The following is a 25496-nucleotide window of genomic DNA, read 5'->3' as shown; positions in this document are numbered from 1 at the left end:
CCGCCACCCGGCTTTTTATTTGCGATATAACACTTTAATGACGTGGTAGCCAAACTGCGTGTGCAGCGGACCCGTCGGCTCCAGCACCGGGCAGGAGAAGACCACTTTATCGAACGCCGGCACCATCTGACCCTGACGGAATTCACCTAAATCGCCGCCACGTTTGCCTGACGGACAAATTGAGTGCTTCTTAGCCAGCTTGCCGAAGTCGGCGCCGTTTTTGATCTGCTCCAGAAGATCCAGAGCCAGTTTCTCTTCTTTAACAAGAATATGCAGTGCTGCTGCTGTTTTTGCCATGATCGTGCCTTGAGTGGTATGGATTAGGCTCGCTATACTACCACGCTGTTATTCTCCCCTCCTGACTTTCATTGAGTGATCATTTATGCGTCTAAACCCCGGACAACAACAAGCCGTCGAATTTGTCACCGGACCCTGTCTGGTGCTGGCGGGAGCAGGATCCGGTAAAACGCGCGTCATCACCAATAAGATTGCGCACCTGATCCGTGGCTGTGGTTATCAGGCCCGTCACATTGCGGCGGTCACCTTTACCAACAAAGCGGCACGCGAAATGAAAGAACGTGTCGGCCAGACGCTGGGGCGCAAAGAGGCGCGCGGGCTGATGATCTCCACGTTCCACACGCTGGGGCTGGATATCATCAAACGTGAGTATGCCGCGCTGGGGATGAAATCCAACTTTTCGCTTTTCGATGACACCGACCAGGTGGCATTACTCAAAGAGCTCACTGAAGGGCTGATAGAAGATGACAAGGTGCTGTTGCAGCAGCTGATCTCGACGATCTCTAACTGGAAAAACGATCTAATGACCCCGGCCCAGGCTGCGGCGATCGCCAAAGGGGAACGGGATCGGATCTTCGCCCACTGTTATGGTCTGTACGATGCGCACATGAAAGCGTGTAATGTGCTGGACTTCGACGACCTGATCCTGCTGCCGACGCTGCTTTTACAGCGAAATGAAGAGGTGCGCGAGCGCTGGCAGAATAAAATCCGCTACCTGCTGGTGGATGAATATCAGGACACCAACACCAGCCAGTACGAGCTGGTAAAGCTGCTGGTGGGCCAGCGTGCCCGTTTCACCGTGGTAGGCGACGACGACCAGTCGATCTACTCCTGGCGCGGCGCGCGTCCGCAAAACCTGGTGCTGCTGAGTAAAGACTTCCCCGCGCTGCAGGTGATTAAGCTGGAGCAAAACTACCGCTCCTCCGGGCGGATCCTGAAGGCGGCAAACATCCTGATTGCCAATAACCCGCACGTATTTGAGAAGCGCCTGTTCTCCGAGCTGGGCTACGGCACGGAGCTGAAAGTGCTCAGCGCCAACAATGAAGAACATGAAGCGGAGCGCGTGACGGGCGAACTGATTGCCCACCACTTCGTCAACAAAACCGAATATAAAGATTACGCGATCCTTTATCGCGGTAATCACCAGTCGCGCGTCTTTGAAAAGATGCTGATGCAGAACCGCATACCGTACAAAATCTCGGGCGGCACCTCGTTCTTCTCACGGCCTGAAATTAAAGATCTGCTGGCCTATCTGCGTGTGCTCACTAACCCGGATGACGACAGCGCGTTTCTGCGCATCGTGAATACGCCGAAGCGCGAAATCGGTCCGGCGACGCTGCAAAAGCTGGGTGAATGGGCGATGACCCGCAATAAAAGCCTGTTTACGGCCAGCTTCGATATGGGACTAAGCCAGACGCTGACCGGGCGCGGTTACGACTCGTTAACGCGATTCACCCACTGGCTTGGCGAAGTGCAGCGTCTTGCAGAGCGCGAGCCGGTGGCGGCGGTGCGCGATCTGATTCACGGTATTGATTACGAATCCTGGCTGTACGAAACCTCCGCCAGCCCGAAAGCGGCTGAGATGCGCATGAAAAACGTTAACCAGCTGTTCAGCTGGATGACCGAAATGCTGGAAGGCTCGGAAATCGATGAGCCGATGACCCTGACCCAGGTGGTCACTCGCTTTACCCTGCGCGACATGATGGAGCGCGGCGAGAGCGAAGAAGAGGCCGATCAGGTTCAGCTGATGACGCTGCATGCGTCAAAAGGGCTGGAATTTCCGTATGTGTATCTGGTCGGTATGGAAGAGGGGTTGCTGCCCCATCAGAGCAGTATTGATGAAGACAACGTCGACGAGGAGCGGCGTCTGGCCTATGTGGGGATCACCCGTGCGCAGAAAGAGCTGACGTTCACGCTGTGTAAAGAGCGCCGCCAGTATGGTGAGCTTGTCCGCCCGGAGCCAAGCCGTTTTCTGCTGGAACTGCCGCAGGACGACCTGATTTGGGAACAAGAGCGCAAGGTGATTACCGCTGAAGAGCGGATGCACAAAGGCCAGGCGAACGTGGCAAACATTCGCGCCATGCTGGCAAAAGCCAAAGAAAAGGGATGAGTTTGAAGGGTTTGTAGGCCGGGTAAGCGCAGCGCCGCCCGGCATATTTTACTCTCTTATTTTACTTCCAGTGCCCAGTGCACATAGCTTTGCCACTGGTACTCCTGCTCGATCATCTCTGCGCCGAGCGGGTGATGATCAATCCAGTTTTCCGGCAGCGTCAGCGTCAGCTTCTCATCATCGGCCACCAGATTAATCGCAGACAGCAAATCATCACGACGACGGCTGGCAAACAGAATCGCCAGACGCAGCAGGCGGCACAGATGCTCGGCCACGCGCGGCGGTACGGCGTTTTGCTGATGAAGAGAGGAGAGATCAACGGCGTTGGTCTGGTTCAGCAGCAGCGTTGCCAGCAGCTTTTTCTGTGCGGGCGTGTAGCCCGGTAAGTCAAGGTTACGCACAAGGTAGGCTGCATGAGCCGGGGCCTGCTTAAAGTCGATACTCAGCCCCACTTCATGCAGAGCACAAGCGCTCAGCAATAAATCGCGGCTCAGAGGGTCAAGATCCCAGACGTTAGCGACCTGATCGGCAAAGCGAGAGGCCAGCTGCGATACGCGGCCAGCCTGATCGATATCAACCAGAAAACGACGCTGCACGTTGCGCAAAGTACGGTTGCGGATGTCCTGATCCACTGAAAGATGCAGCATCCCGTAGACCAGACCTTCGCGCAGCGCGCCGCCGGCAAGGGTCATACACTGGATGTTCAGCTCGGTGAAAATGGCGATCAGAATGGCGAGCCCGCTCGGGAAGACCAGGGCACGTTCCAGCGTCAGGCCTTCAATTTCCAGCTCTTCCAGGCGTCCGCACTGAATAGCGCGCTGTTTAAGCTGCTGAAGCTTGGCAAGCGTAATGCGCTCGTCCATTCCCTGCGCCATCATGATTTCCTGCAGGGCCTGAACGGTACCTGACGCACCGACACACACTTTCCAGCCGTGGTAGCGCAGTTCGTCCATCACCGGACGTAACACTTCGCGCGCGGCATTTTCTGCCTCGTCGAAATTCTCTTTACCCAGATTGCGGTCAGCGAAGTAACGCTCAAGCCAGGTTACGCAGCCCATCGACAGGCTGAACAGCGAGGTCGCCTGCGCGCCGGTACCGGTCACAAGCTCGGTACTGGCACCGCCGATATCCACCACCAGACGGCGATCGTCCCCGCCTGTCGTATGCGCAACTCCCTGATAGATCAGGCGAGCTTCTTCTTCGCCGCTGATTACCTGAACCGGGCACCCCAGGATTTCCTGCGCTTTGGCAATAAAATCCACGGCGTTAACCGCCAGGCGGAGCGTCGCGGTGGCGACCACGGTGATTTGGGCATGCGGGATATCCTGCAGACGCTCTGCAAAGAGCCGCAGACACTGCCAGCCACGTTCCATGGCTTCGGGAGAGAGAACATTATCGCTGCTCAGGCCCGCCGCGAGGCGGACCTTGCGCTTAATGCGCGTCAGCGTTTGTATGCTCCCTGCCACCTCGCGCACAACCAGCATATGAAAACTATTCGAACCGAGATCGATTGCTGCATAAAGCGAGGTGGAGCTGAGCATATTTTCTTAACCTGAACGACGACGATTACGCGGCGCGCCTGAACGACGCGGGCCATTGCCGGAGCGTGGGCGTGTAAGACGCTTAGGCGGCGGCAGTTCGCTTAACAGCGCTTCCGGATTGTATTTGCTCTGCGGAATCGAGTGACCGATGTACGTCTCAATGGCTGGAAGATTCAGCGCATACTCTTCACACGCAAGGCTGATTGAGTGGCCGCTCGCACCCGCACGACCGGTACGACCGATACGGTGTACATAGTCTTCGCAGTCATCCGGCAGATCATAGTTAAAGACGTGCGTAACGGCAGGAATGTGCAAGCCACGCGCTGCCACGTCGGTTGCGACCAGAATATCGAGATCGCCACGGGTAAATTCGTCGAGGATACGCAGGCGTTTTTTCTGTGCAACGTCGCCAGTGAGCAGGCCCACACGGTGACCGTCTGCAGCCAGATGGCCCCAGATGTCTTCACAGCGGTGTTTGGTGTTTGCGAAGATAATGGCGCGGTCCGGCCACTCTTCTTCGATCAGCGTTTGCAGCAGACGCATTTTCTCTTCATTAGAAGGATAGAAGAGCTCTTCTTTAATGCGATGACCTGTTTTCTGCTCAGGCTCGACTTCCACGTATTCGGCGTTGTTCATCTGTTCAAACGCCAGTTCACGCACACGGTAAGAGAGGGTGGCAGAGAACAGCATGTTCAGACGCTGATTGGCCGGCGGCATGCGGCGGAACAGCCAGCGGATATCTTTAATGAAGCCCAGATCGTACATACGGTCGGCTTCATCAAGCACCACAACCTGGATTGCGCCGAGGTTGATGTGGTTCTGTTTGGCGTAGTCGATAAGACGGCCAGTGGTACCAATCAGGATATCCACGCCGCTTTCCAGCACTTTCAGCTGCTTATCGTAGCCGTCACCGCCATAGGCCAGGCCAAGCTTCAGACCGGTAGCCTGTGCCAGGGGTTCAGCGTCTGCGTGGATCTGTACCGCCAGTTCTCGCGTCGGGGCCATAATGAGCGCGCGCGGCTGGTTAACTTTGCGGTCTGCAATCGCTGGGTGAGAAAGTAAATAATGAAACGTTGACGTTAAAAACGCCATCGTTTTGCCGGTACCGGTTTGCGCCTGCCCTGCAACATCGCGACCGGCCAGCGTCAGCGGCAGTGCGAGAGCCTGAATGGGCGTGCAGTTATGAAACCCTTTAGTTTCAAGGGCTTCAATCACTTTTGGGTGCAGGGCGAAGTCGGAAAACTTCTGTTCTGTTAAATGTGTTTTGCTCATAGTGTGGTAGAATATCAGCTTACTATTGCTTTACGAAAGCGTATCCGGTGAAATAAAGTCAACCTTTAGTTGGTTAATGCGACATCAACACGTCGTTGGTGTAGACAAAACCAACGTACCAGGCTTATTCCTGTGGAGTTATATATGAGCGATAAAATTATTCACCTGACTGACGATAGTTTTGACACGGACGTACTTAAGGCTGACGGGCTGATCCTCGTCGATTTCTGGGCTGAATGGTGTGGTCCTTGCAAAATGATCGCTCCGATTCTGGATGAAATCGCTGACGAATATCAGGGCAAACTGACCGTTGCCAAACTGAACATCGACCAGAACCCGGGCACCGCACCAAAATACGGTATCCGTGGCATCCCGACCCTGCTGCTGTTCAAAAACGGCGAAGTGGCGGCGACCAAAGTGGGCGCGCTGTCCAAAGGTCAACTGAAAGAGTTCCTGGACGCTAACCTGGCGTAAGGTTTCTCCGCTGCGCGTCCAGAGCACCCGGCTAAATGATGTGGAACTCTGGACGCCCGGCTTAAGTCGTGCTAAGTTAGCTATGACTTCGTTTTAAACATATCTGTTGTTTGAATCTTGTTTTACCCGATACTTCCCCTTGTTGACATCAACAGTGCGTGAAGTGGCTAAATTCCGGGCTTGTCACTCAATCCGTCTTGTCGTTTCAGTTCTGCGTTCTTTCCCTGTGACCAGACAGCGAACAGACATGAGATGATGGCCGCTAAACAGGCATGGATGACCCTGCCATACCATTCACAACATTAAGTTCGAGAATCACCCCGAGTTTAAGAACCCACACCATTATGAATCTTACCGAATTAAAGAATACGCCGGTTTCTGAGCTGATCACTCTCGGCGAAAATATGGGGCTGGAAAACCAGGCTCGTATGCGCAAGCAGGACATCATTTTCGCCATCCTGAAGCAGCATGCTAAGAGTGGCGAAGATATCTTTGGCGACGGTGTGTTGGAGATATTGCAAGACGGATTTGGTTTCCTCCGCTCTGCAGACAGCTCCTACCTCGCCGGCCCTGACGACATCTACGTATCCCCCAGCCAAATCCGCCGTTTCAACCTCCGCACTGGTGACACCATTTCAGGTAAGATTCGTCCTCCTAAAGAGGGTGAACGCTACTTTGCGCTGTTGAAAGTCAATGAAGTTAACTTTGACAAGCCAGAAAACTCACGTAACAAGATCCTCTTTGAGAACTTAACGCCTCTGCACGCGAACTCTCGCCTGCGCATGGAGCGTGGTAATGGTTCAACGGAAGACTTAACCGCGCGTGTTCTGGATCTGGCATCGCCAATTGGTCGCGGCCAACGTGGTCTGATTGTGGCACCGCCAAAAGCGGGTAAAACGATGCTGCTGCAGAATATCGCGCAGAGCATCGCCTATAACCACCCAGACTGCGTGCTAATGGTACTGCTGATTGACGAACGTCCGGAAGAAGTGACCGAGATGCAGCGTCTGGTTAAAGGTGAAGTGGTTGCTTCTACCTTTGACGAACCCGCCTCTCGTCACGTTCAGGTCGCGGAAATGGTTATCGAGAAGGCGAAACGCCTGGTTGAGCACAAGAAAGACGTGATCATCCTGCTCGACTCCATTACCCGTCTGGCACGTGCTTACAACACCGTGGTTCCGGCTTCCGGTAAAGTACTGACCGGTGGTGTGGACGCCAACGCCCTGCACCGTCCGAAACGCTTCTTCGGTGCAGCACGTAACGTGGAAGAGGGTGGTAGCCTGACCATCATCGCAACGGCGCTGATCGATACCGGCTCCAAAATGGACGAAGTGATTTACGAAGAATTTAAAGGTACAGGTAACATGGAACTGCACCTTTCTCGTAAGATTGCTGAAAAACGCGTCTTCCCGGCAATCGACTACAACCGTTCCGGTACCCGTAAAGAAGAGCTGCTCACTACCCAGGAAGAGCTGCAGAAAATGTGGATCCTGCGCAAAATCATCCATCCAATGGGTGAAATCGACGCAATGGAATTCCTCATTAACAAACTGGCGATGACCAAAACGAACGACGATTTCTTCGATATGATGAAACGCTCGTAACGTAAATAAAGCCTGTAAACGCCACGTTTTTACGTGGCGTTTTTCTTTTATGGATTATACGCTAGTACCATCTACTCCCAATTTTGACCGGTCAGTGCGACAATAAGATAATTCGCACAGTAAAAACATTAATAGCTTGAATAATAAGCAAATGGAATTGTAAGAGGTTTGCTTTATAACTTCAGGCTCAGCGCCTTGATGGTTATACTTCCTTGACTAACATTTGTTGAGAACATCCATTGTGAACCTACTTGATACGTTTACTGAACTAACCAGTATTTTCTTATTTACCACCTGCTTTTTGTTTCTGGCTCGTAAGGTGGCAAAATACCTGGGATTAGTGGATAAACCTAACTTCCGTAAGCGGCATCAAGGCATGATCCCTCTGGTTGGGGGGATTTCTGTTTTTGCAGGTATCTGCTTCACTTTTGCAATAGCTGATTATTACATTCCCCACGCCCGGTTGTACCTGGCATGTGCAACCGTTCTCGTCGTGGTCGGCGCTCTTGACGATCGTTATGACATTAGCGTCAAGATCCGTGCCTTCGTTCAGGCTGCTGTAGCCATCACCATGATGACATTCGCAAAGTTGCACCTGAGTAGCCTGGGTTATATTTTTGGCCTCTGGGAGATGGAGCTCGGCCCATTCGGTTATTTCCTGACGCTTTTTGCTGTGTGGGTTGCGATTAACGCATTTAACATGGTTGACGGTATTGATGGATTGCTGGGAGGACTGTCCTGCGTCTCATTTGCCGCAATAGGTTTCATTTTATGGTTCGACGGGCAATACAGCCTGGCTATGTGGTGTTTTGCCATGATTGCGGCGATCCTGCCATATATCATGTTAAATCTTGGCGCACTGGGTCGACGCTACAAAGTATTCATGGGCGATGCGGGTAGCACGTTCATCGGCTTTACTATCATTTGGATCTTGCTGGAAACCACTCAGGGTGACGTGCATCCCATTAGTCCTGTAACGGCATTGTGGATTATTGCCATCCCGTTAATGGATATGGTCGCGATTATGTATCGCCGGCTTCGTAAAGGGATGAGCCCTTTCTCTGCTGACCGTCAGCACATTCATCATTTGATCATGCGAGCCGGATTCACTTCCCGGCAGGCATTTGTGCTAATTACACTGGCGGCTGCTATTCTAGCGGGGATTGGTGTGACGGCGGAATATACACATTTTGTGCCTGAGTGGGCTATGTTGGTATTGTTCTTGCTAGCTTTTTCTCTCTATGGCTACTGCATTAAGCGCGCATGGAAAGTCGCGCGATTCATTAAACGTCTTAAGCGCAGGATGCGTCGTAACAGTGGCAAAAACACAACATTAACTAAGTAAAACCGGGACTATGATGACTCAACCGTTGGCGGGAGCGAAATCAGTGGTAACTGAGAATGAACTGGATATTCGGGGTTTGTTTCGCGTGTTATGGGCAGGCAAACTTTGGATTGCGGGGATCGCGCTGGGGTTTGCACTGTTAGCGCTGGCCTACACATTCTTTGCAAAACAGGAGTGGAGCGCCACGGCAATCACAGACAGACCAACGGTTAACATGCTCGGGGGGTACTATTCCCAGCAGCAATTCCTGCGAAACCTGGATATTAAAGCCAATCTCGCGACGCCGGACCAGGCTTCCGTTATGGATGAAGCCTATAAAGAGTTTGTGATGCAACTGGCCTCGTGGGATACACGCCGCGATTTCTGGTCCCAGACGGATTACTACAAGCAGCGTCGGGTTGATAACACCAAAGCCGATGCCGCGCTGCTGGACGATCTGATTAACAATGTTCAATTTATGCCGGGTGATGCGCTGCGTAACGTCAACGACAGCGTCAAGCTGATTGCAGAAACCGCGCCGGACGCCAACAATCTGTTGCGTCAGTACGTCGCGTTTGCCAGCCAGCGTGCCGCAAGCCATCTTAATGAAGAGCTGAAAGGCGCATGGGCGGCCCGCACAATCCAGATGAAGGCGCAGGTCAAACGCCAGGAGGAAGTGGCAAATGCCATTTTCGCCCGACGCATACATAACATTGAACAGGCGTTGAAAATTGCGGAGCAGCACAATATTTCCCGCTCTGAGACGGATGTCCCGGCAGATGAACTGCCTGATTCTGAAATGTTCCTGCTTGGTCGCCCAATGTTGCAGGCGCGTCTGGAAAATCTGCAGGCCGTTGGCCCTGATTTTGACCTCGACTACGATCAAAATCGCGCGATGCTGAACACGCTTAATGTCGGTCCCACGATGGACCCGCGTTTTCAGACCTATCGTTATTTGAGAACACCTGAAGAACCTGTAAAACGCGATAGTCCGCGCCGTGCATTCCTGATGATCATGTGGGGGATTGTGGGTGCACTCGCTGGTGCTGGTGTTGCGTTAACGCGTCGTCGCGCAAACTAAGAACGCCGTTTACGATGAAGGCCAGGGCCTTCATCGTCTAATCGAAGAGAATCGATGTGAAAGTACTTACCGTATTTGGCACCAGGCCGGAGGCCATTAAGATGGCGCCTCTGGTACATGCGCTGGCCAGCGACCCTGATATTGAAGCGAAAGTCTGCGTTACGGCCCAGCACCGTGAGATGCTCGACCAGGTCTTAACGCTCTTTTCCATCGTCCCGGATTACGATCTCAATATTATGAAGCCGGGACAAGGATTGACGGAAATAACCTGCCGCATACTGCAAGGTCTCAAGCCGATCCTGGAGTCATTCCAGCCCGACGTTGTTCTGGTACATGGCGATACCACGACGACGATGGCAACAAGCCTGGCCGCTTTTTACCAGCGTATTCCCGTCGGCCATGTTGAGGCGGGCCTGCGTACCGGCAACCTTTATTCGCCGTGGCCAGAAGAGGCCAACCGTACGCTTACCGGCCATCTGGCGATGTACCATTTTGCCCCTACCGAGAACTCGCGTCAGAACCTGCTGCGCGAAAATATCGCCGACAACAAAATTTTTGTGACCGGCAATACGGTCATCGATGCGTTGATTTGGGTACGCGATCGCGTCCTGGCAAACAGCGATCTGCAGAAAGCGCTCGCTGCCCGCTATCCATTCCTGAATAACGGCAAAAAAACCATTCTGGTCACAGGCCATCGTCGCGAAAGCTTTGGCCGGGGTTTTGAGCAAATCTGTCACGCGCTGGCTGAAATTGCGGCGCAGAACGTCGATGTACAGATTGTCTATCCGGTCCACCTCAATCCTAACGTCAGCGAGCCGGTCAACCGCATCCTTGGCCATGTTGAAAATGTCCTGCTGATTGAACCGCAGGACTACCTGCCGTTTGTCTGGCTGATGAACCATGCCTGGCTGATCCTCACCGATTCCGGCGGCATTCAGGAGGAAGCACCGTCCCTCGGCAAGCCGGTGCTGGTGATGCGTGAAACGACTGAACGCCCGGAAGCGGTCAAAGCGGGTACCGTGCGTCTGGTCGGTACTGACGCGCAGCTCATCGTCGAAGAGGTGACGCGACTTCTGCATGATGATGACGCATATCAGACAATGAGCCGGGCCCATAATCCGTACGGAGATGGCCAGGCTTGTGGTCGTATTTTGCATGCACTTAAACACAATCGGGTATCGCTATGAGTTTTACTACCATCTCTGTCATTGGTCTTGGCTACATTGGCCTGCCCACCGCGGCGGCGTTTGCCTCTCGTCAGAAACAGGTTGTCGGTGTGGATATCAATGCCCGGGCGGTGGAAACCATTAACCGCGGCGAAATTCATATTGTTGAGCCCGATCTGGACCGCGTGGTGAAAGAGGCCGTTGACGGCGGCTTCCTGCGTGCCAGCACGACGCCAGTGGAAGCGGATGCGTACCTGATCGCCGTCCCGACGCCTTTTAAAGGCGAGCACGAGCCCGATATGGTCTACGTCGAGGCGGCAGCGAAATCCATTGCCCCTGTGCTGAAGAAAGGGGCGCTGGTGATCCTGGAATCGACCTCGCCAGTGGGCGCCACCGAGCAGATGGCGCAATGGCTGGCCGACGCGCGTCCCGATTTAAGCTTCCCGCAACAGGCGGGAGAGCAGGCGGATATCAACATCGCCTACTGTCCGGAGCGAGTGCTGCCGGGCCAGGTCATGGTTGAGCTGATTAAAAACGATCGCGTTATTGGCGGTATGACCCCCGTCTGCTCGGAACGTGCCAGCACCCTGTACAAAATTTTCCTCGAAGGCGAATGCGTAGTCACCAACTCCCGCACCGCTGAAATGTGCAAGCTGACGGAAAACAGCTTCCGTGACGTGAATATCGCCTTTGCGAATGAGCTGTCGCTGATCTGCGCCGATCAGGGGATTAACGTCTGGGAATTGATTCGCCTGGCGAATCGCCATCCGCGCGTGAACATTCTTCAGCCGGGCCCGGGGGTGGGTGGACACTGTATCGCCGTCGATCCGTGGTTTATCGTGGCGCAGAATCCGGCGCAGGCGCGTCTGATCCGTACCGCGCGCGAAGTGAACGACAGCAAACCTCACTGGGTGCTCAACCAGGTCAAAGCCACGGTCGCCGATTGTCTTGCAGAGAGCGGCAAGCGTGCCAGCGAGCTGAAAATCGCCTGCTTTGGCCTGGCGTTTAAACCCAATATTGACGATTTGCGCGAAAGCCCGGCAATGGAAATTGCCGAGATGATCGCCGGGTGGCACAAGGGCGACACGCTGGTGGTTGAGCCGAATATCCATGAACTGCCGGCTAAACTGGCGGGGCACTGCACGTTGACCACCCTTGATGACGCGCTGGCAACGGCGGATGTGCTGGTGCTGCTGGTGGATCATAAAGAGTTTAAAGCGACGTCTGGTGATACCGTGCATCAACAGTATGTCGTTGATACCAAAGGCGTCTGGCGTTGAGTGAACTCCACGGCGTGCTTGAATCCCTTGAATGGGAAAGCACTTTTTTTGCACGCCCCTCGGCGATAGTGCGCTTGCGTGAGGATGCGCCTGCTCTGCAGGAAGCTGACTTCAACGCCTGGCAGCGCGTGCAGGCTAAGATCCCGGCGGACCGCGCCGATTGGCTTGATGCGCTCCAGCAACACGGTTTTCAGCTGGTTGAAGGTGAGGCAGACCTGTCTATTGCCCTTACCCGACACGATGCGTGCGGGGCGGAACTTGCAACGGAACAGGATATCCCTGTATTACGCCAGATGGCGGCTAAGGCATTTGCTCAGAGCCGCTTTCGTGCGCCCTGGTATGCACCTGATGACAGCGGACGCTTCTATGCCCAGTGGATTGAGAATGCGGTCAAAGGCACCTTTGACCACGTCTGTCTGGTATGTCGTGCCGCGGACGGTCAGATCCAGGGATTCGTTTCGCTGCGTAAGCTCAACGAGCGCGAGGCGCGTATTGGCTTATTAGCCGGACGCGGTATGGGGGCAAAACTCATGCAGGCGGCGCTGCACTGGGCGCAGCAGCAACAGAGTGTGACGCTGCGGGTGGCTACCCAAATGGGCAACACTGCCGCGCTTAAACGTTATATTGCGAGTGGCGCCAACATCGACGCCACCGCCTACTGGTTATACAGGTGACAAGATGATTCCATTTAACGCTCCCCCCGTCGTCGGTACGGAACTCGACTATATGCAGTCTGCCATGGGCAGCGGCAAACTTTGCGGTGATGGCGGTTTCACCCGTCGCTGTCAGCAGTGGATGGAGCAGCGTTTTCGCAGCGCTAAAGTGCTGCTGACCCCGTCCTGTACGGCATCGCTGGAAATGGCGGCACTGCTGCTGGATATCCAGCCCGGCGATGAAGTGATCATGCCGAGCTATACCTTTGTCTCCACAGCAAATGCGTTTGTCCTGCGCGGAGCAAAAATCGTCTTTGTGGATATCCGTCCGGATACCATGAACATTGATGAGACGCTGATTGACGCGGCGATCACCGACAAAACGCGGGCGATCGTGCCGGTTCACTACGCGGGCGTAGCCTGTGAAATGGACACCATCATGGCGATCGCCAAAAAACATAACCTGTTTGTGGTGGAAGATGCCGCTCAGGGTGTGATGTCCACCTACAAGGGACGCGCGCTGGGCACTATCGGCCATATTGGCTGCTTTAGCTTCCACGAAACGAAAAACTACACGGCGGGTGGAGAAGGTGGCGCGACGCTGATCAACGACCCGGCGCTCGTGGAGCGTGCGGAAGTGATCCGTGAAAAAGGCACCAACCGCAGCCAGTTCTTCCGCGGGCAGGTGGATAAATACACCTGGCGCGATATCGGCTCAAGCTATCTGATGGCGGATCTGCAGGCGGCATATCTGTGGGCACAGCTGGAAGCGGCGGAGCGGATTAACCTCCAGCGCCTGTCCCTGTGGCAAACCTATTACGATGCACTTGAACCGCTGGCAAAAACCGGGCGTATCGAGCTGCCAACTATCCCGGCTGATTGCGTTCACAATGCCCACATGTTCTACATCAAGCTTCGCGATAACGACGATCGCAGCCAGCTCATCGCCTGGCTGAAAGAAGCCGAAATTATGGCGGTCTTCCACTACATTCCGCTGCATTCGAGCCCGGCAGGCGAGGCGTTCGGGGTGTTCGCCGGTGAAGACCGTTACACTACAAAAGAAAGTGAGCGTTTGCTTCGCTTGCCACTGTTCTACAACCTCGCGCCAGTTAACCAGCGTACGGTGATTAATACCCTTCTGAGTTATTTCGGCTGATATGTCTCTGGCAAAAGCATCGGTGTGGACCGCCGCGTCCACGCTTGTAAAGATTGGCGCCGGACTGCTGGTCGTCAAGCTGCTGGCCGTCTCATTCGGTCCTTCAGGTGTCGGGCTGGCGGGGAACTTCCGCCAGCTGGTGACCGTCCTTGGCGTGCTGGCCGGGGCCGGTATCTTCAACGGTGTGACCAAATACGTTGCTCAGTATCATGATGATGCGGCACAGCTTCGCAGGGTCGTCGGCACCGCGTCGGCGATGGTTACCGGGTTTTCGACCCTGCTGGCTATCGTATTTTTGCTCGCGGCGGCCCCCATCAGTCAGGGATTATTTGGGCACACCCAGTATGAGGGGCTGGTGCGTCTGGTCGCATTGGTTCAGATGGGTATTGCCTGGGCAAACCTGCTGCTGGCATTGATGAAAGGCTTTCGTGATGCTGCCGGGAACGCGCTTGCGTTAATCCTGGGGAGCGTCATCGGCGTGATTGCCTATTACTTCTGCTACCGCCTGGGTGGCTATGAAGGGGCACTGCTCGGGCTGGCGCTGGTTCCGGCGCTGGTTGTCGTTCCTGCCGCGTTTATGCTGATGCGTCGGGGCGTTATCCCTCTGAGCTACCTCAAACCGCAATGGGACAAAGTGCTTGCCAGCCAGTTGGGTAAATTTACCCTGATGGCGCTCATCACTTCCGTCACGCTGCCGGTGGCTTACGTGATGATGCGAAACCTGCTGGCGGCGCATTATAGCTGGGATGAGGTAGGGATCTGGCAGGGCGTAAGCAGTATTTCCGACGCCTACCTACAGTTTATTACGGCTTCCTTTAGCGTTTATTTGCTGCCAACCTTATCGCGTCTGACGTCCAGGCAGGATATTACCCGTGAGATTTTCCGCTCGCTGCGCTTTGTGCTTCCCGCCGTGGCGGCGGCCAGTTTTACCGTCTGGCTTTTGCGCGATGTCGCCATATGGCTGCTTTTCTCAGCGAAGTTTACCGCCATGCGCGATCTGTTTGCCTGGCAACTGGTGGGTGATGTGCTGAAAGTGGGGGCTTACGTTTTCGGCTACCTGGTGATTGCGAAAGCCTCGCTGCGGCTGTATATCCTGGCGGAGATAAGCCAGTTTGGGTTACTGACGGCATTTTCACACTGGCTAATACCTTCGCATGGTGCGCTGGGGGCGGCTCAGGCCTATATGGCAACCTATATCGTTTATTTCGCTGCCTGTTGCGGCGTATTTTTATTGTGGCGTAAACGCGCATGACTGCACTGATTCACATCCTGGGATCGGATATCCCACACCATAACCAGACCGTTTTGCGGTTCTTTAACGATGAACTGGCACCGGGTAACCCTGATGCACGTGAGTTTATGGTTGCAGGTCAGGATAAGGGCCTGAGCGAGGCATTTCCGGCGCTGACTCTTCGCTTCTGGCCGGACAAGGCCGCGCTGGCGAAGGCGGTCATTGCCAAAGCCAAAGCGAATCGCCAGCAACGTTTCTTTTTCCACGGGCAGTTCAATACCGGCCTGTGGCTGGCCCTGCTCAGCGGGGGAATCAAACCTTCCCAGTGCAGCTGGCATATCTGGGGGGCGGATCTCTACGAAGTCTCACGCGGCTGGAAATTCCGCCTTTTCTATCCCCTGCGCCGCATGGCACAGGGCAGGGTGGGCTGCGTTTTTGCCACCCGTGGCGATCTCAACTATTTTGCGAAACAGCATCCGAACGTGCGCGGTGAGCTAATCTATTTCCCAACCCGCATGGATCCGGCGCTAAATACCCTGGCGAATGACACGGTTCGTGAAGGCAAGCTGACGATTCTGGTGGGAAATTCAGGCGACCGCAGTAACGAGCATGTTGCCGCGCTGCGGGCGGTACACCAGCAGTTTGGCGACACGGTGAACGTGGTCGTGCCGATGGGTTATCCGGCCAATAACGACGCCTACATCAACGAGGTTCGCCAGCAGGGTCTTACGCTTTTTAGCCCTGAGAATCTTCAAATCCTCAGTGAAAAGCTGGCGTTTGATGAATACCTTACGCTGCTAAGAAAATGCGATCTCGGCTATTTTATCTTTGCGCGTCAGCAGGGGATTGGTACGTTGTGTCTGCTGATCCAGGCGGGGGTGCCGTGCGTGCTCAACCGTGACAACCCATTCTGGCAGGATATGGTTGAACAGCATATTCCGGTGCTGTTTACCTCCGATACGCTGAATGTCGAGGTGGTACGGGAAGCACAACGCCAGCTCACGCTGGTGGATAAAAACAGTATCGACTTTTTCAGCCCGAACTATCTCACGCCGTGGCACCGTGCGCTGCGTATCGCGTCAGGAGAGAAAGCATGAGTCAGTTGCAATTCAGCGGCTTACTGGTTGTCTGGCTTCTGAGCACGCTGTTTATCGCCACCCTCACCTGGTTTGAATTCCGCCGGGTGCGCTTCAACTTTAACGTATTCTTCTCGTTACTGTTTCTGCTGACCTTCTTTTTCGGCTTTCCGCTGACCAGCATTCTGGTCTTCCGGTTTGACGTGAGCGTCGCGCCGTCGGAAATCTTGCTCCAGGCGCTTCTGGCGGCGACCTGTTTCTATGCGGTTTACTACGTCACCTACAAAACGCGGCTGCGTTCAGCCAGGGCCACTGCATCACGCCGGGCGCTCTTTACCATGAATCGGGTGGAGACCCACCTGACATGGGTGATATTGATGGCTATCGCCCTGGTCAGTGTCGGGATCTTCTTTATGCATAACGGCTTCCTGCTGTTTAAGCTCAACTCCTACAGCCAGATTTTTTCGGCTGAAGTTTCGGGCGTGGCGTTAAAGCGATTCTTCTACTTCTTTATCCCGGCGATGCTGGTGATTTTCTTCCTGCGACAGGACAGTAAAGCGTGGCTGTTCTTCCTGGTCAGTACCGTCGCGTTCGGTATCCTGACCTACATGATTGTGGGCGGTACGCGCGCCAATATCATCATTGCTTTCGCTATCTTCTTGTTTATTGGCATCATCCGCGGCTGGATCTCGCTGTGGATGCTGGTGGCGGCAGGGGTGTTTGGCATTGTGGGGATGTTCTGGCTGGCGCTGAAGCGCTACGGGATGAACGTGGCGGGCGATGAGGCGTTTTACACGTTCCTCTACCTGACGCGCGATACTTTCTCGCCATGGGAAAACCTGGCCTTGCTGCTGCAAAACTACGACAAGATTGATTTCCAGGGGCTTGCGCCGATTGTTCGCGACTTCTATGTCTTTATCCCGAGCTGGCTATGGCCGGACCGCCCTGGCGTGGTTCTCAATACCGCGAACTATTTTACCTGGGAAGTGTTGAACAATCATTCGGGTCTGGCGATCTCGCCAACGCTGATCGGCTCCCTGGTGGTGATGGGCGGCGGCTGGTTTATCCTGCCTGGTGCGGTTGTCGTAGGGCTGATTATTAAATGGTTCGACTGGCTTTACCTGCGCGGTATTGAAGAGACGAACCGCTACAAAGCGGCCATTTTGCACAGTTTCTGCTTTGGTGCCATTTTCAATATGATCGTACTGGCGCGCGAAGGCCTGGATTCATTCGTTTCGCGCGTGGTGTTCTTCATGGTCGTTTTCGGCATCAGCCTGTTACTGGCCAAATTGCTGTACTGGCTGTTTGACAGTGCAGGGCTTGTGCACAAGCGCGGGCAACAGGGCAGCACAACGCTGTCGCAAGTTTAAGAAAGGATAGTCATGACGGATAAAACTTCTGCACCGCGTTATGCGCTTCGTGGTTTGCAGCTTATTGGCTGGCGCGATATGCAGCACGCGCTGGATTTTCTTTTTGCCGATGGTCAGATGAAATCCGGTACGCTGGTTGCCATCAATGCAGAAAAGATGCTGGCGGTGGAAGATAACGCCGAAGTCAAAAGCCTGATTGAAGCGGCTGAATTTAAATACGCGGACGGGATTAGCGTGGTCCGATCTATCCGTAAAAAGTTTCCTGGCGCTAATGTTTCCCGCGTGGCGGGGGCCGATCTCTGGGAGCATCTTATGGCCCGCGCGGGCGCGGAGGGGACGCCAGTCTTCCTGATTGGCGGTAAGCCCGAAGTGCTGGCACAGACCGAAGAGAAACTGCGTCGTCAGTGGAATGTTAATATTGTCGGCAGTCAGGATGGTTACTTTAAGCCTGAAGATCGGCAGGCCTTGTTTGCACGCGTTCGCGACAGCGGGGCAAAAATTGTCACCGTGGCGATGGGTTCCCCGCGACAGGAAATCCTGATGCGCGACTGTCGGCTGGTCAGCCCGGATGCCCTCTATATGGGCGTAGGAGGCACCTACGACGTCTTTACCGGCCACGTTAAGCGTGCACCGACGGTCTGGCAAAATATGGGGCTGGAATGGCTCTACCGCCTGCTTTCACAACCCACCCGCATTAAACGGCAGATTCGTCTGCTTCGCTACCTCGCCTGGCACTACACCGGGAAAATGTAATCAAAATGTAGCGCGATATGCTGTTCGCGCTGCAACTCGCCTGCAAAACTGCTGATAATTTGTGCAATGCATTCATTTTTTTTATGCATCGTTTGCCATTTGGTCGATTTTAAGAAACCATTCGCTCCGTATTTTAGTCCCCCTAAAAAACAATACCCGGTATTAAGCCGGGAAACAGCAAACACAATCGAGGATCTATGGCAGAGAAACAACCGGAGCTACAGCGTGGGCTGGAAGCTCGTCATATCGAACTGATCGCGCTGGGCGGCACTATCGGCGTGGGCCTGTTTATGGGCTCCGCAAGCACCCTTAAATGGGCAGGCCCTTCCGTATTACTGGCGTATATCATCGCCGGGCTGTTTGTTTTCTTCATCATGCGCTCAATGGGCGAAATGCTCTTTCTGGAACCCGTAACCGGATCTTTTGCCGTTTACGCGCACCGTTATATGAGCCCGTTCTTCGGCTACCTGACAGCCTGGTCCTACTGGTTTATGTGGATGGCGGTGGGCATCTCTGAAATCACCGCGATAGGGGTCTATGTCCAGTTCTGGTTCCCGGACATGGTCCAGTGGATACCGGCGCTGATTGCCGTGGGGCTGGTGGCGCTGGCAAACCTGGCCGCGGTGCGCCTGTACGGTGAAATCGAGTTCTGGTTTGCGATGATCAAAGTGACCACCATCATCGTGATGATTGTGATTGGTCTGGGCGTGATTTTCTTTGGCTTTGGCAACGGTGGGCACGCCATCGGCTTTGGCAACCTGACTGAACACGGCGGCTTCTTCGCTGGCGGCTGGAAGGGCTTCCTGACAGCGCTGTGTATCGTGGTGGCTTCATATCAGGGTGTGGAGCTGATCGGTATTACTGCCGGTGAAGCGAAAAACCCGCAGGTCACGCTGCGCAGCGCGGTGGGCAAAGTGCTGTGGCGCATCCTGATTTTCTATGTGGGCGCGATCTTTGTTATCGTGACCATCTTCCCGTGGAATGAAATTGGCACGACCGGAAGCCCGTTCGTTTTAACCTTTGCGAAGATTGGTATTACCGCAGCAGCAGGCATCATCAACTTTGTGGTTTTGACGGCGGCACTCTCTGGCTGTAACAGCGGGATGTACAGCTGTGGCCGTATGCTCTACGCGCTCTCGAAAAATAACCAGCTACCTGTGGCGATGAGTAAAATATCACGTGCGGGTGTGCCGGTTGCGGGGGTCGCGGTATCCATTGTAATTCTGCTGATTGGCTCATGCCTGAATTACATCATTCCTAATCCGCAGCGTGTGTTTGTTTACGTCTACAGTGCCAGCGTGCTGCCGGGTATGGTGCCGTGGTTTGTCATTCTCATCAGCCAGCTGCGTTTCCGTCATGCACATAAAAAAGCGATCGCCAGCCATCCGTTCCGCTCGATCCTGTTCCCATATGCGAACTATTTAACGATGGCGTTCCTGATTTGCGTATTAATTGGAATGTACTTTAATGAAGATACCCGCATGTCGCTGTTTGTCGGGCTAATCTTCCTGGCGGCAGTGACGGCCGCGTATAAGCTTTTTGGCCTGGGTCGCCGCGGCACCACGCACAAAGTGGAGGAATAAGCGGCAAAATGTGCAAACCATAACCAAACGCGCATTTTTTTCAAAAAAGCACTAGACAGCGGGGACGGAGGTACGTAATATCCAGCCCCGCAACGGCGCTAAGCGCCCGTAGCTCAGCTGGATAGAGCGCTGCCCTCCGGAGGCAGAGGTCTCAGGTTCGAATCCTGTCGGGCGCGCCATTTTAGTCCCGGCGCTAGAGCTGCGGTGGTCTGAGAAGTAGTCAGTACCGCGTGAAAGAATACAGTGGTGGCTATAGCTCAGTTGGTAGAGCCCTGGATTGTGATTCCAGTTGTCGTGGGTTCGAATCCCATTAGCCACCCCATTATTGAAAGAGTTGTGAATTGCGAAGGTGGCGGAATTGGTAGACGCGCTAGCTTCAGGTGTTAGTGTCCTTAGGATGTGGGGGTTCGAGTCCCCCCCTCGCACCACGACTTTTTAAATGAATTGAACTAAAAATTCAAAAAGCAGTACATCGGCGAGTAGCGCAGCTTGGTAGCGCAACTGGTTTGGGACCAGTGGGTCGGAGGTTCGAATCCTCTCTCGCCGACCAATTTTGAACCCCGCTTCGGCGGGGTTTTTTGTTTTCTGTGATGTTTCTTTCCTGTAGTGATTCCCCGACAGCGCCCTTTTTCAGTGTCGCGATTCAGCGACATGTAATCCGTTGAAAGTGATAAAAATATTTATTTAGGGGCTTTACTGTCTCTTTCTGACGACATATTTCTGCATTTAGCGATACGTTATGAAGCTTCAGACAGTGCTTAACAGCATAATTTCCTTTTATCTTAAAATGTTGCGTCATGTAAACGTTTTGCGTGTAACTCTGGCACGTTACGTGCAATAATATACGTGTAGATGCTCATTCCATCTCTTATGTTCGCCTTAGTGCCTCATAAACTCAGGAATGACGCAGAGCCATTTACGGTGCTTATCGTCCACTGACAGATGTCGCTTCGGCCTCATCAGACACCATGGACATAACGTTGAGTGAAGCACCAAATATGTTGTCTTACAGACCTGTTTTAACGCCTGCTTTTATAGCAGGCGTTTTTTTATGCCCATAAAAAAAGGAGGCCGTCTGGCCTCCCTGTGAATTACTGCTGCGTGCCGTTGTTCTGCAACGTCAACAGCAACCCATCTCGCCGCATGGCAGCAGCCTCTTCTGGCTTATGCTGTTTGTCGAGCGTATCGGCAAGCCACGCGTAGTCATAGGCGTCCGGACGCTGTTTCAGTGCCGCACGGAAGGCGAGGCTCGCCTCCTGCCATTCGCCGTGCTTCATCAGCGACTGGCCCAGCGTGCTCCACAGCAGCGGGCGGTCACCGACGGTTTTGATCTGCTGACGCAGCACTTTCTCGACTTGCTCTGGGTTATTGGTTTTCAGGCGCGGGATCACCATGACCAGACGATCGTCGTACTGGCGCTTGAGACCGTCGAGGAGGATCTCCTGGGCGGTGTCATGATCGTCACATTCAATAAGATGTTCCGCCATCGCCACCTGCAGAGGAACCTGCTGACGCGTTTTCCGGCTCTGATTTTTCCACCAGGTCTTCAGGCCGTCGCTACCCAGGTCGGCGCGTGCCTGATCCATCAGGCCAATCCATGCCAGACGCTGAAGCTCGTCACGATGCTCGTCATCACCCACTTCGGCCTTCGCCATTGACGGAATGATGTCCAGCAGCGAGCCCCACGCACCGGTACGAATATAAGCCTGTTCGGCAAGACGCAGGACTTCAGGATGGCGGGGAGCGATTTCCAGCAGGCGGTCAATGCCATGGCGCGCCGCATGGTTCTCATTGCGTGCCAGCTGCAGACGAACGCGGGTGATCTCCACCGGAATCGGGTCACCAGAAGCCAGTTCTGACGCACGTTCCAGATGCTGATTCGCACGGGCTTCATCACCGCGCTGCTGCGCTGCTTCGGCAGCCAGAAGATAGTTCACCACCGGCTGTTCTGCATGGTCGGCATTTTTCGACATCAGCTTTTCAACCTGCTGATAATCGCCTTCGGCGAGCTTAAGCAGCGCCTGCTCGGTTTGCTTACGCGCACGACGACGCTTGCGGCCAACGAACCAGCCGCGCGTATGCGCGCCGGTACGAAAAATACGGCGCAGGATCCATTCGACTGCCAGCAGTACTACGACGCCGAGGATCAGAATAATCACCAGACCCGTTACGCTGGTTTCGATGTTGTAATTATCGGTCTGGATCAGAACGTATCCCTGATGACCGGCAAGCATCGGTCCCAGGACGATCCCGGCGATCAACAAGATGAAGAGTAAGAGAACTTTTAGCATCATTACTCTCCTTGTGGCGCGCTTTCAGGCGCTGGCGCTGGCGCTGGCGCTGGTGCCGCTCCACCTGTTTGCTCTACCGGAACGCCCGGCTGTGCCAGCAGGTTACGCACGCGCGTCTGCATCAGTTTCTCCAGAATCGGCTGGCTGGCCAGCTTATCCGGTACGTTCATCGTGATGTTCTGCTGGCTCAGCTTGTCGATGTCTTCGAGGAAAGCGGTGGTCGTCGCGTCATCGGTATTGTAATACGCACGCACCCACGTCGAGACGTTATCCAGCGCCTGTTTGTAGGTCTCTTCCTGATGACGCGGCACAGCCTGAGCCGCCACCAGCAGGCGGGAACGGATGTTTTCGCGCAGATAGATATCCTGATTCGGCGCTAACAGCGGTACAGCGGTTTCATCGCGGCGACGGATGGTGATAAAGCTGTCCATAAAGTTCTGCCAGCTTTTCTGCAGGTTAATGCGCCATTCGCTCAGAGAGCTGGAAAGCTCGGTACCGTCGGAATCCATGGGGGAGTCGTCGTCGTTGTTATCCGCCAGCTGCAGGTTATCAATCTGATTCGAAAGCTGGTTCACCTTGAGGATAATGCCGTCGTAATCCACCTGCGAAACGGCGGAAAGGCTCGCGATATCTTCGGTGATCGCGCGACGTGCGGTAATGAGGCTGGGATCGTTCATGTCTGCCAGGCTTGCATCGGCGCTTTTCAGCAGTGCGGCGGCGGTGGTAACGTCCTGGTCGCTCCAGAGCTTACGCCCGGCGAGTTTTACGAGGAAATCGGCCTGAGAGAGCAGCCAGGTTTTGGCATCGGTACCGGAAATCGTGGCGACTTTCTGCTGTACTTCGTCCAGTTGTTTGGTCAGCTCTTGCTGTTTGCTGTTTGCCTCGGCCAGCGCGGCAGCCTGCTGCTTAATCACCGCTTCCAGCTCGGTTTTCTGCGTTTCCTGCGCTTTTTGCAGGGAGGTAAGCTGATTGACCAGCGTATCGCTGGTGGCCGTCTGGTTAGCGCCCTGTTGCTTCACAAGGCCGTACAGGCCAACACCTGCCGCCAGTGCAATGGCGATGGCAATTGCGCTCAGCGCGAGGCTGGTTTTGTTGCTGCCGTTTTTCTTCTCAGCGGTTTTCTCAGTCGTCTCTGGCTGTGGCGTGGTGTCCACAGTCTCCCTGGTCTCTTCAACCACGGCGGAGGATTTTTCGTGTTCCGTCATTATGGCTTCCCATTTGAGAGTTATTGTAATGCGCGCAGCAGCGCATCGTTGTCGGCGTTATCAGCGATCCGAATATCCTGCCAGCCCAGTTCCCGGGCGAGGTTCGCCAGACGCTCACTGACGACCAGAAGCCGACAGCGGAGTAACCAGTTTTCGCGATACCAATGCGGTATCAGCGACCAAAGCTGTTGTAACATTTCACCGCTGGTGACCACCAGCGTATTAATGCCGCGCGCGTGCCAGCGCATCGCTTCTTCCGCGCCATCGTAGTGCTTTGCGCAACGCTGATAGCACTCAACAAACGTCACGTCGGCACCCCGTTCACGCAGCGTTTCGCCCAGCAGCTCGCGGCCACCATTGCCGCGCAAAATGAGCGCGCGCTTTCCGGCAATAGTTTGTAATTCAGGTAATTGTAGCAAGACTTCGCTAATTTCCCGATCTAACGGGTAGCGAACATCAGCGCCGCTTACGGTATGCAGCGCCAGCGCCGTTGAGCGACCAATGGCGAAATAGCGTGGGGCAGTTGTCCAGGACAGACTTTGCTGTTGCAGCTGGGCGTTGGCGAATTCCACGGCATGTTGCGACAACGCAAACAGCAGATCGCCTTCCTGCAGGGTATTTATCCGATCGGCGAGCGCAGAGAGCTCGCGACCGGGGGAGAATTCAATCAGCGGAAAACTCCAGGCCACCTGCCCCAGTGTGCGCAGACGGCTCACTAACTGCTCTCCTGCGGGAGAAGGGCGGGTGACAAGAATACTCATGCAGGGGGTTCTCCGTTATAGACCTCAGCCAGGATTTCACGCGCGCCGTTATTCAGCAGCTCTTCCGCCAGCGACACGCCAAGCTGTTCGGCATCTTGCGGATTGCCACGACGTTCGCCGCGTACCATCTGCGAACCGTCCGGGGCACCCACCAGCGCGCGCAGCCAGAGTTTCCCTTCGGTTAATTCAGCATAGCTGCCAATCGGCACCTGGCATCCGCCTTCGAGGCGGGTATTCATCGCCCGCTCGGCTTTTACGCGGATAGCGGTCTCGTCATGGTTCAGCGGCGCGAGCAGTTCGCGGGTACGCACATCGTCCAGACGGCACTCAATGCCGACGGCACCCTGGCCCACGGCCGGCAGCGACAGTTCTGGTGGTAGCGCCACGCGAATGCGTTCCTCCAGCCCCAGACGCTTCAGTCCAGCGACGGCAAGAATAATGGCATCGTATTCACCGTTATCCAGTTTGCCCAGGCGTGTGCCGACGTTGCCGCGCAGCGAGCGGATGATCAGGTCAGGGCGACGCTCCGCCAGCTGACACTGACGGCGTAAACTGGAGGTGCCAACTACGCTACCTTCGGGCAACGCATCAAGCGAGTCATAGCGGTTAGAGACAAACGCATCACGCGGATCTTCGCGCTCGCAGATGGTCACCAGCCCCAGCCCTTCCGGGAACTCGACGGGCACATCTTTCATGGAGTGCACGGCGATATCGGCGCGGTTCTCAAGCAATGCCAGTTCCAGTTCTTTGACAAACAGGCCCTTGCCGCCCACCTTCGCCAGTGGCGTATCCAGGATCACGTCACCGCGCGTGACCAGCGGCACCAGCTCGACGCGCAATCCATTGTGGCAGGCTTCAAGGCGCTGCTTAACATAATGTGCCTGCCAGAGCGCGAGAGGGCTTTGGCGTGTGGCAATTCTCAAAACATTGTCTAACATGCTTGTTACCGTCATTATCAATCGCTAACCATCCTAACATTGTTGACTCTGGGATGGCAGTTTTACGGTTGATGAAGCGCGAGAGGGACACGGTGGCGTATTGGCCAGCCATAGCCGTATTCAGGAATTTACACGTACAGAACGGTGCTACACTTGTATGTAGCGCATCTTTCTTTACGGTCAACCGGCAAGGTGTTAAATTGATCACGTTTTAGACCATTTTTTCGTCGGTACCACCATAATGATAAGGGCGAAAAAAGGGTAACGGTTATCTTTTTGAAATACTGCGGGCTCGCGGTTATTCGTGTTTTGAATGGCTTACGACACCCG

Annotated in this window: 21 protein-coding genes and 4 tRNA genes; 18 read left to right on the top strand and 7 right to left on the bottom strand. The window is 54.6% G+C overall.

Features of this window, described 5'->3' with window-relative positions:
* Positions 1-15: 15 nt before the first annotated feature.
* Positions 16-297: a peptidylprolyl isomerase PpiC gene (gene ppiC, locus ACMGGM_RS12605; protein ID WP_008501570.1), complete on the bottom strand. Its 282-nt coding sequence runs from the start codon at positions 295-297 to the stop codon at positions 16-18.
* A gap of 85 nt (positions 298-382) precedes the next feature.
* Here ppiC and rep point away from each other — a divergent pair, with 85 nt between their 5' ends.
* Positions 383-2407 carry a DNA helicase Rep gene (gene rep / locus ACMGGM_RS12600; protein ID WP_008501569.1) on the top strand — a complete coding sequence of 675 codons (2025 nt, stop codon included), beginning with the start codon at positions 383-385 and terminating at the stop codon, positions 2405-2407.
* Positions 2408-2463: 56 nt separating this feature from the next.
* Here rep and gppA read toward each other — a convergent pair whose 3' ends face one another.
* Both gppA and rhlB read right to left on the bottom strand, forming a co-directional pair.
* Complete coding sequence (gene gppA, locus ACMGGM_RS12595; RefSeq protein ID WP_045135413.1) at positions 2464-3948, bottom strand: guanosine-5'-triphosphate,3'-diphosphate diphosphatase; 1485 nt, start codon at positions 3946-3948, stop codon at positions 2464-2466.
* Positions 3949-3954: 6 nt separating this feature from the next.
* Entirely contained in the window at positions 3955-5220 is a 1266-nt protein-coding gene (gene rhlB / locus ACMGGM_RS12590) for an ATP-dependent RNA helicase RhlB (RefSeq protein WP_014885670.1), read from the bottom strand.
* A 144-nt stretch (positions 5221-5364) separates the two neighbouring features.
* On the opposite strand from rhlB, the gene trxA reads away from it, so the two are divergent.
* The 17 genes from trxA to ACMGGM_RS12505 all read left to right on the top strand — a co-directional run bounded on the left by trxA (position 5365) and on the right by ACMGGM_RS12505 (position 20521).
* Positions 5365-5694: a thioredoxin TrxA gene (gene trxA, locus ACMGGM_RS12585; RefSeq protein WP_006179218.1), complete on the top strand. Its 330-nt coding sequence runs from the start codon at positions 5365-5367 to the stop codon at positions 5692-5694.
* A gap of 344 nt (positions 5695-6038) precedes the next feature.
* Positions 6039-7298, top strand: coding sequence for a transcription termination factor Rho (gene rho / locus ACMGGM_RS12580; RefSeq protein WP_008501566.1), 1260 nt, complete (start codon positions 6039-6041; stop codon positions 7296-7298).
* Positions 7299-7539: 241 nt separating this feature from the next.
* On the top strand, positions 7540-8643 hold the full coding sequence (gene wecA, locus ACMGGM_RS12575) for a UDP-N-acetylglucosamine--undecaprenyl-phosphate N-acetylglucosaminephosphotransferase (RefSeq protein ID WP_014885669.1): 1104 nt from the start codon (positions 7540-7542) through the stop codon (positions 8641-8643).
* Positions 8644-8656: 13 nt separating this feature from the next.
* Positions 8657-9703: an ECA polysaccharide chain length modulation protein gene (gene wzzE / locus ACMGGM_RS12570; RefSeq protein WP_014885668.1), complete on the top strand. Its 1047-nt coding sequence runs from the start codon at positions 8657-8659 to the stop codon at positions 9701-9703.
* 56 nt (positions 9704-9759) lie between these two features.
* Positions 9760-10890, top strand: a complete 1131-nt coding sequence (wecB, locus tag ACMGGM_RS12565) for a non-hydrolyzing UDP-N-acetylglucosamine 2-epimerase (protein WP_014885667.1) — start codon at positions 9760-9762, stop codon at positions 10888-10890.
* Positions 10887-12149, top strand: coding sequence for a UDP-N-acetyl-D-mannosamine dehydrogenase (gene wecC, locus ACMGGM_RS12560; protein WP_063943809.1), 1263 nt, complete (start codon positions 10887-10889; stop codon positions 12147-12149). Before wecB ends, wecC begins: the two co-directional genes overlap by 4 nt.
* On the top strand, positions 12146-12823 hold the full coding sequence (rffC, locus tag ACMGGM_RS12555) for a dTDP-4-amino-4,6-dideoxy-D-galactose acyltransferase (protein WP_063943807.1): 678 nt from the start codon (positions 12146-12148) through the stop codon (positions 12821-12823). Before wecC ends, rffC begins: the two co-directional genes overlap by 4 nt.
* 4 nt (positions 12824-12827) lie before the next feature.
* Entirely contained in the window at positions 12828-13958 is a 1131-nt protein-coding gene (gene rffA, locus ACMGGM_RS12550) for a dTDP-4-amino-4,6-dideoxygalactose transaminase (RefSeq protein WP_063943805.1), read from the top strand.
* A 1-nt stretch (position 13959) separates the two neighbouring features.
* Positions 13960-15210: a lipid III flippase WzxE gene (wzxE, locus tag ACMGGM_RS12545; protein ID WP_014885663.1), complete on the top strand. Its 1251-nt coding sequence runs from the start codon at positions 13960-13962 to the stop codon at positions 15208-15210.
* On the top strand, positions 15207-16286 hold the full coding sequence (locus ACMGGM_RS12540) for a TDP-N-acetylfucosamine:lipid II N-acetylfucosaminyltransferase (RefSeq protein ID WP_063943803.1): 1080 nt from the start codon (positions 15207-15209) through the stop codon (positions 16284-16286). Before wzxE ends, ACMGGM_RS12540 begins: the two co-directional genes overlap by 4 nt.
* On the top strand, positions 16283-17635 hold the full coding sequence (gene wzyE, locus ACMGGM_RS12535; RefSeq protein WP_063943801.1) for an ECA oligosaccharide polymerase: 1353 nt from the start codon (positions 16283-16285) through the stop codon (positions 17633-17635). Before ACMGGM_RS12540 ends, wzyE begins: the two co-directional genes overlap by 4 nt.
* A gap of 12 nt (positions 17636-17647) precedes the next feature.
* Positions 17648-18388 (top strand): lipopolysaccharide N-acetylmannosaminouronosyltransferase, encoded by a 741-nt coding sequence (gene wecG / locus ACMGGM_RS12530; protein WP_023331579.1) that lies wholly within the window; start codon positions 17648-17650, stop codon positions 18386-18388.
* Positions 18389-18585: 197 nt separating this feature from the next.
* Positions 18586-19971: a bifunctional threonine/serine APC transporter ThrP gene (thrP, locus tag ACMGGM_RS12525; RefSeq protein ID WP_032635139.1), complete on the top strand. Its 1386-nt coding sequence runs from the start codon at positions 18586-18588 to the stop codon at positions 19969-19971.
* Between the two features lie 102 nt (positions 19972-20073).
* A tRNA-Arg gene (locus ACMGGM_RS12520) sits at positions 20074-20150 on the top strand.
* A gap of 67 nt (positions 20151-20217) precedes the next feature.
* A tRNA-His gene (locus ACMGGM_RS12515) sits at positions 20218-20293 on the top strand.
* Positions 20294-20314: 21 nt separating this feature from the next.
* Positions 20315-20399 (top strand) — tRNA-Leu (locus tag ACMGGM_RS12510).
* A gap of 45 nt (positions 20400-20444) precedes the next feature.
* Positions 20445-20521, top strand: a tRNA-Pro gene (locus tag ACMGGM_RS12505).
* Between the two features lie 541 nt (positions 20522-21062).
* Here the strand turns inward: ACMGGM_RS12505 and hemY are convergent.
* Genes hemY through hemC form a run of 4 tightly spaced genes read right to left on the bottom strand, consistent with a single transcriptional unit; the run spans position 21063 to position 25166 of the window.
* Positions 21063-22262, bottom strand: coding sequence for a protoheme IX biogenesis protein HemY (hemY, locus tag ACMGGM_RS12500; RefSeq protein ID WP_014885656.1), 1200 nt, complete (start codon positions 22260-22262; stop codon positions 21063-21065).
* 2 nt (positions 22263-22264) lie between these two features.
* A complete protein-coding gene (hemX, locus tag ACMGGM_RS12495; RefSeq protein ID WP_063943799.1) occupies positions 22265-23467 on the bottom strand; it encodes a uroporphyrinogen-III C-methyltransferase in 1203 nt (400 codons plus the stop codon).
* A gap of 20 nt (positions 23468-23487) precedes the next feature.
* Entirely contained in the window at positions 23488-24228 is a 741-nt protein-coding gene (gene hemD / locus ACMGGM_RS12490) for a uroporphyrinogen-III synthase (protein ID WP_014885654.1), read from the bottom strand.
* On the bottom strand, positions 24225-25166 hold the full coding sequence (gene hemC, locus ACMGGM_RS12485; protein WP_063943797.1) for a hydroxymethylbilane synthase: 942 nt from the start codon (positions 25164-25166) through the stop codon (positions 24225-24227). The genes hemD and hemC overlap by 4 nt, the downstream gene beginning before the upstream one ends.
* Positions 25167-25496: the final 330 nt, after the last annotated feature.

It is taken from the genome of Enterobacter sp. BNK-14 (genome assembly GCF_047456095.1).
Classification (GTDB): domain Bacteria; phylum Pseudomonadota; class Gammaproteobacteria; order Enterobacterales; family Enterobacteriaceae; genus Enterobacter; species Enterobacter kobei.
Note: the sequence above shows the minus strand (reverse complement) of the source record. Positions and strands in the feature narration are given on the sequence as shown.

Excerpts from the sequence above, each read along its gene's own strand:
- hemX (WP_063943799.1), bottom strand. The coding sequence starts at position 23,467 with ATGACGGAACACGAAAAATCCTCCGCCGTGGTTGAAGAGACCAGGGAG.
- rffA (WP_063943805.1), top strand. The coding sequence starts at position 12,828 with ATGATTCCATTTAACGCTCCCCCCGTCGTCGGTACGGAACTCGACTAT.
- rep (WP_008501569.1), top strand. The coding sequence starts at position 383 with ATGCGTCTAAACCCCGGACAACAACAAGCCGTCGAATTTGTCACCGGA.
- rhlB (WP_014885670.1), bottom strand. The coding sequence starts at position 5,220 with ATGAGCAAAACACATTTAACAGAACAGAAGTTTTCCGACTTCGCCCTG.
- thrP (WP_032635139.1), top strand. The coding sequence starts at position 18,586 with ATGGCAGAGAAACAACCGGAGCTACAGCGTGGGCTGGAAGCTCGTCAT.
- wzxE (WP_014885663.1), top strand. The coding sequence starts at position 13,960 with ATGTCTCTGGCAAAAGCATCGGTGTGGACCGCCGCGTCCACGCTTGTA.
- wzyE (WP_063943801.1), top strand. The coding sequence starts at position 16,283 with ATGAGTCAGTTGCAATTCAGCGGCTTACTGGTTGTCTGGCTTCTGAGC.
- hemD (WP_014885654.1), bottom strand. The coding sequence starts at position 24,228 with ATGAGTATTCTTGTCACCCGCCCTTCTCCCGCAGGAGAGCAGTTAGTG.
- gppA (WP_045135413.1), bottom strand. The coding sequence starts at position 3,948 with ATGCTCAGCTCCACCTCGCTTTATGCAGCAATCGATCTCGGTTCGAAT.
- hemY (WP_014885656.1), bottom strand. The coding sequence starts at position 22,262 with ATGCTAAAAGTTCTCTTACTCTTCATCTTGTTGATCGCCGGGATCGTC.
- hemC (WP_063943797.1), bottom strand. The coding sequence starts at position 25,166 with ATGTTAGACAATGTTTTGAGAATTGCCACACGCCAAAGCCCTCTCGCG.
- ppiC (WP_008501570.1), bottom strand. The coding sequence starts at position 297 with ATGGCAAAAACAGCAGCAGCACTGCATATTCTTGTTAAAGAAGAGAAA.
- wecG (WP_023331579.1), top strand. The coding sequence starts at position 17,648 with ATGACGGATAAAACTTCTGCACCGCGTTATGCGCTTCGTGGTTTGCAG.
- wecC (WP_063943809.1), top strand. The coding sequence starts at position 10,887 with ATGAGTTTTACTACCATCTCTGTCATTGGTCTTGGCTACATTGGCCTG.
- trxA (WP_006179218.1), top strand. The coding sequence starts at position 5,365 with ATGAGCGATAAAATTATTCACCTGACTGACGATAGTTTTGACACGGAC.
- ACMGGM_RS12540 (WP_063943803.1), top strand. The coding sequence starts at position 15,207 with ATGACTGCACTGATTCACATCCTGGGATCGGATATCCCACACCATAAC.
- wzzE (WP_014885668.1), top strand. The coding sequence starts at position 8,657 with ATGACTCAACCGTTGGCGGGAGCGAAATCAGTGGTAACTGAGAATGAA.
- rho (WP_008501566.1), top strand. The coding sequence starts at position 6,039 with ATGAATCTTACCGAATTAAAGAATACGCCGGTTTCTGAGCTGATCACT.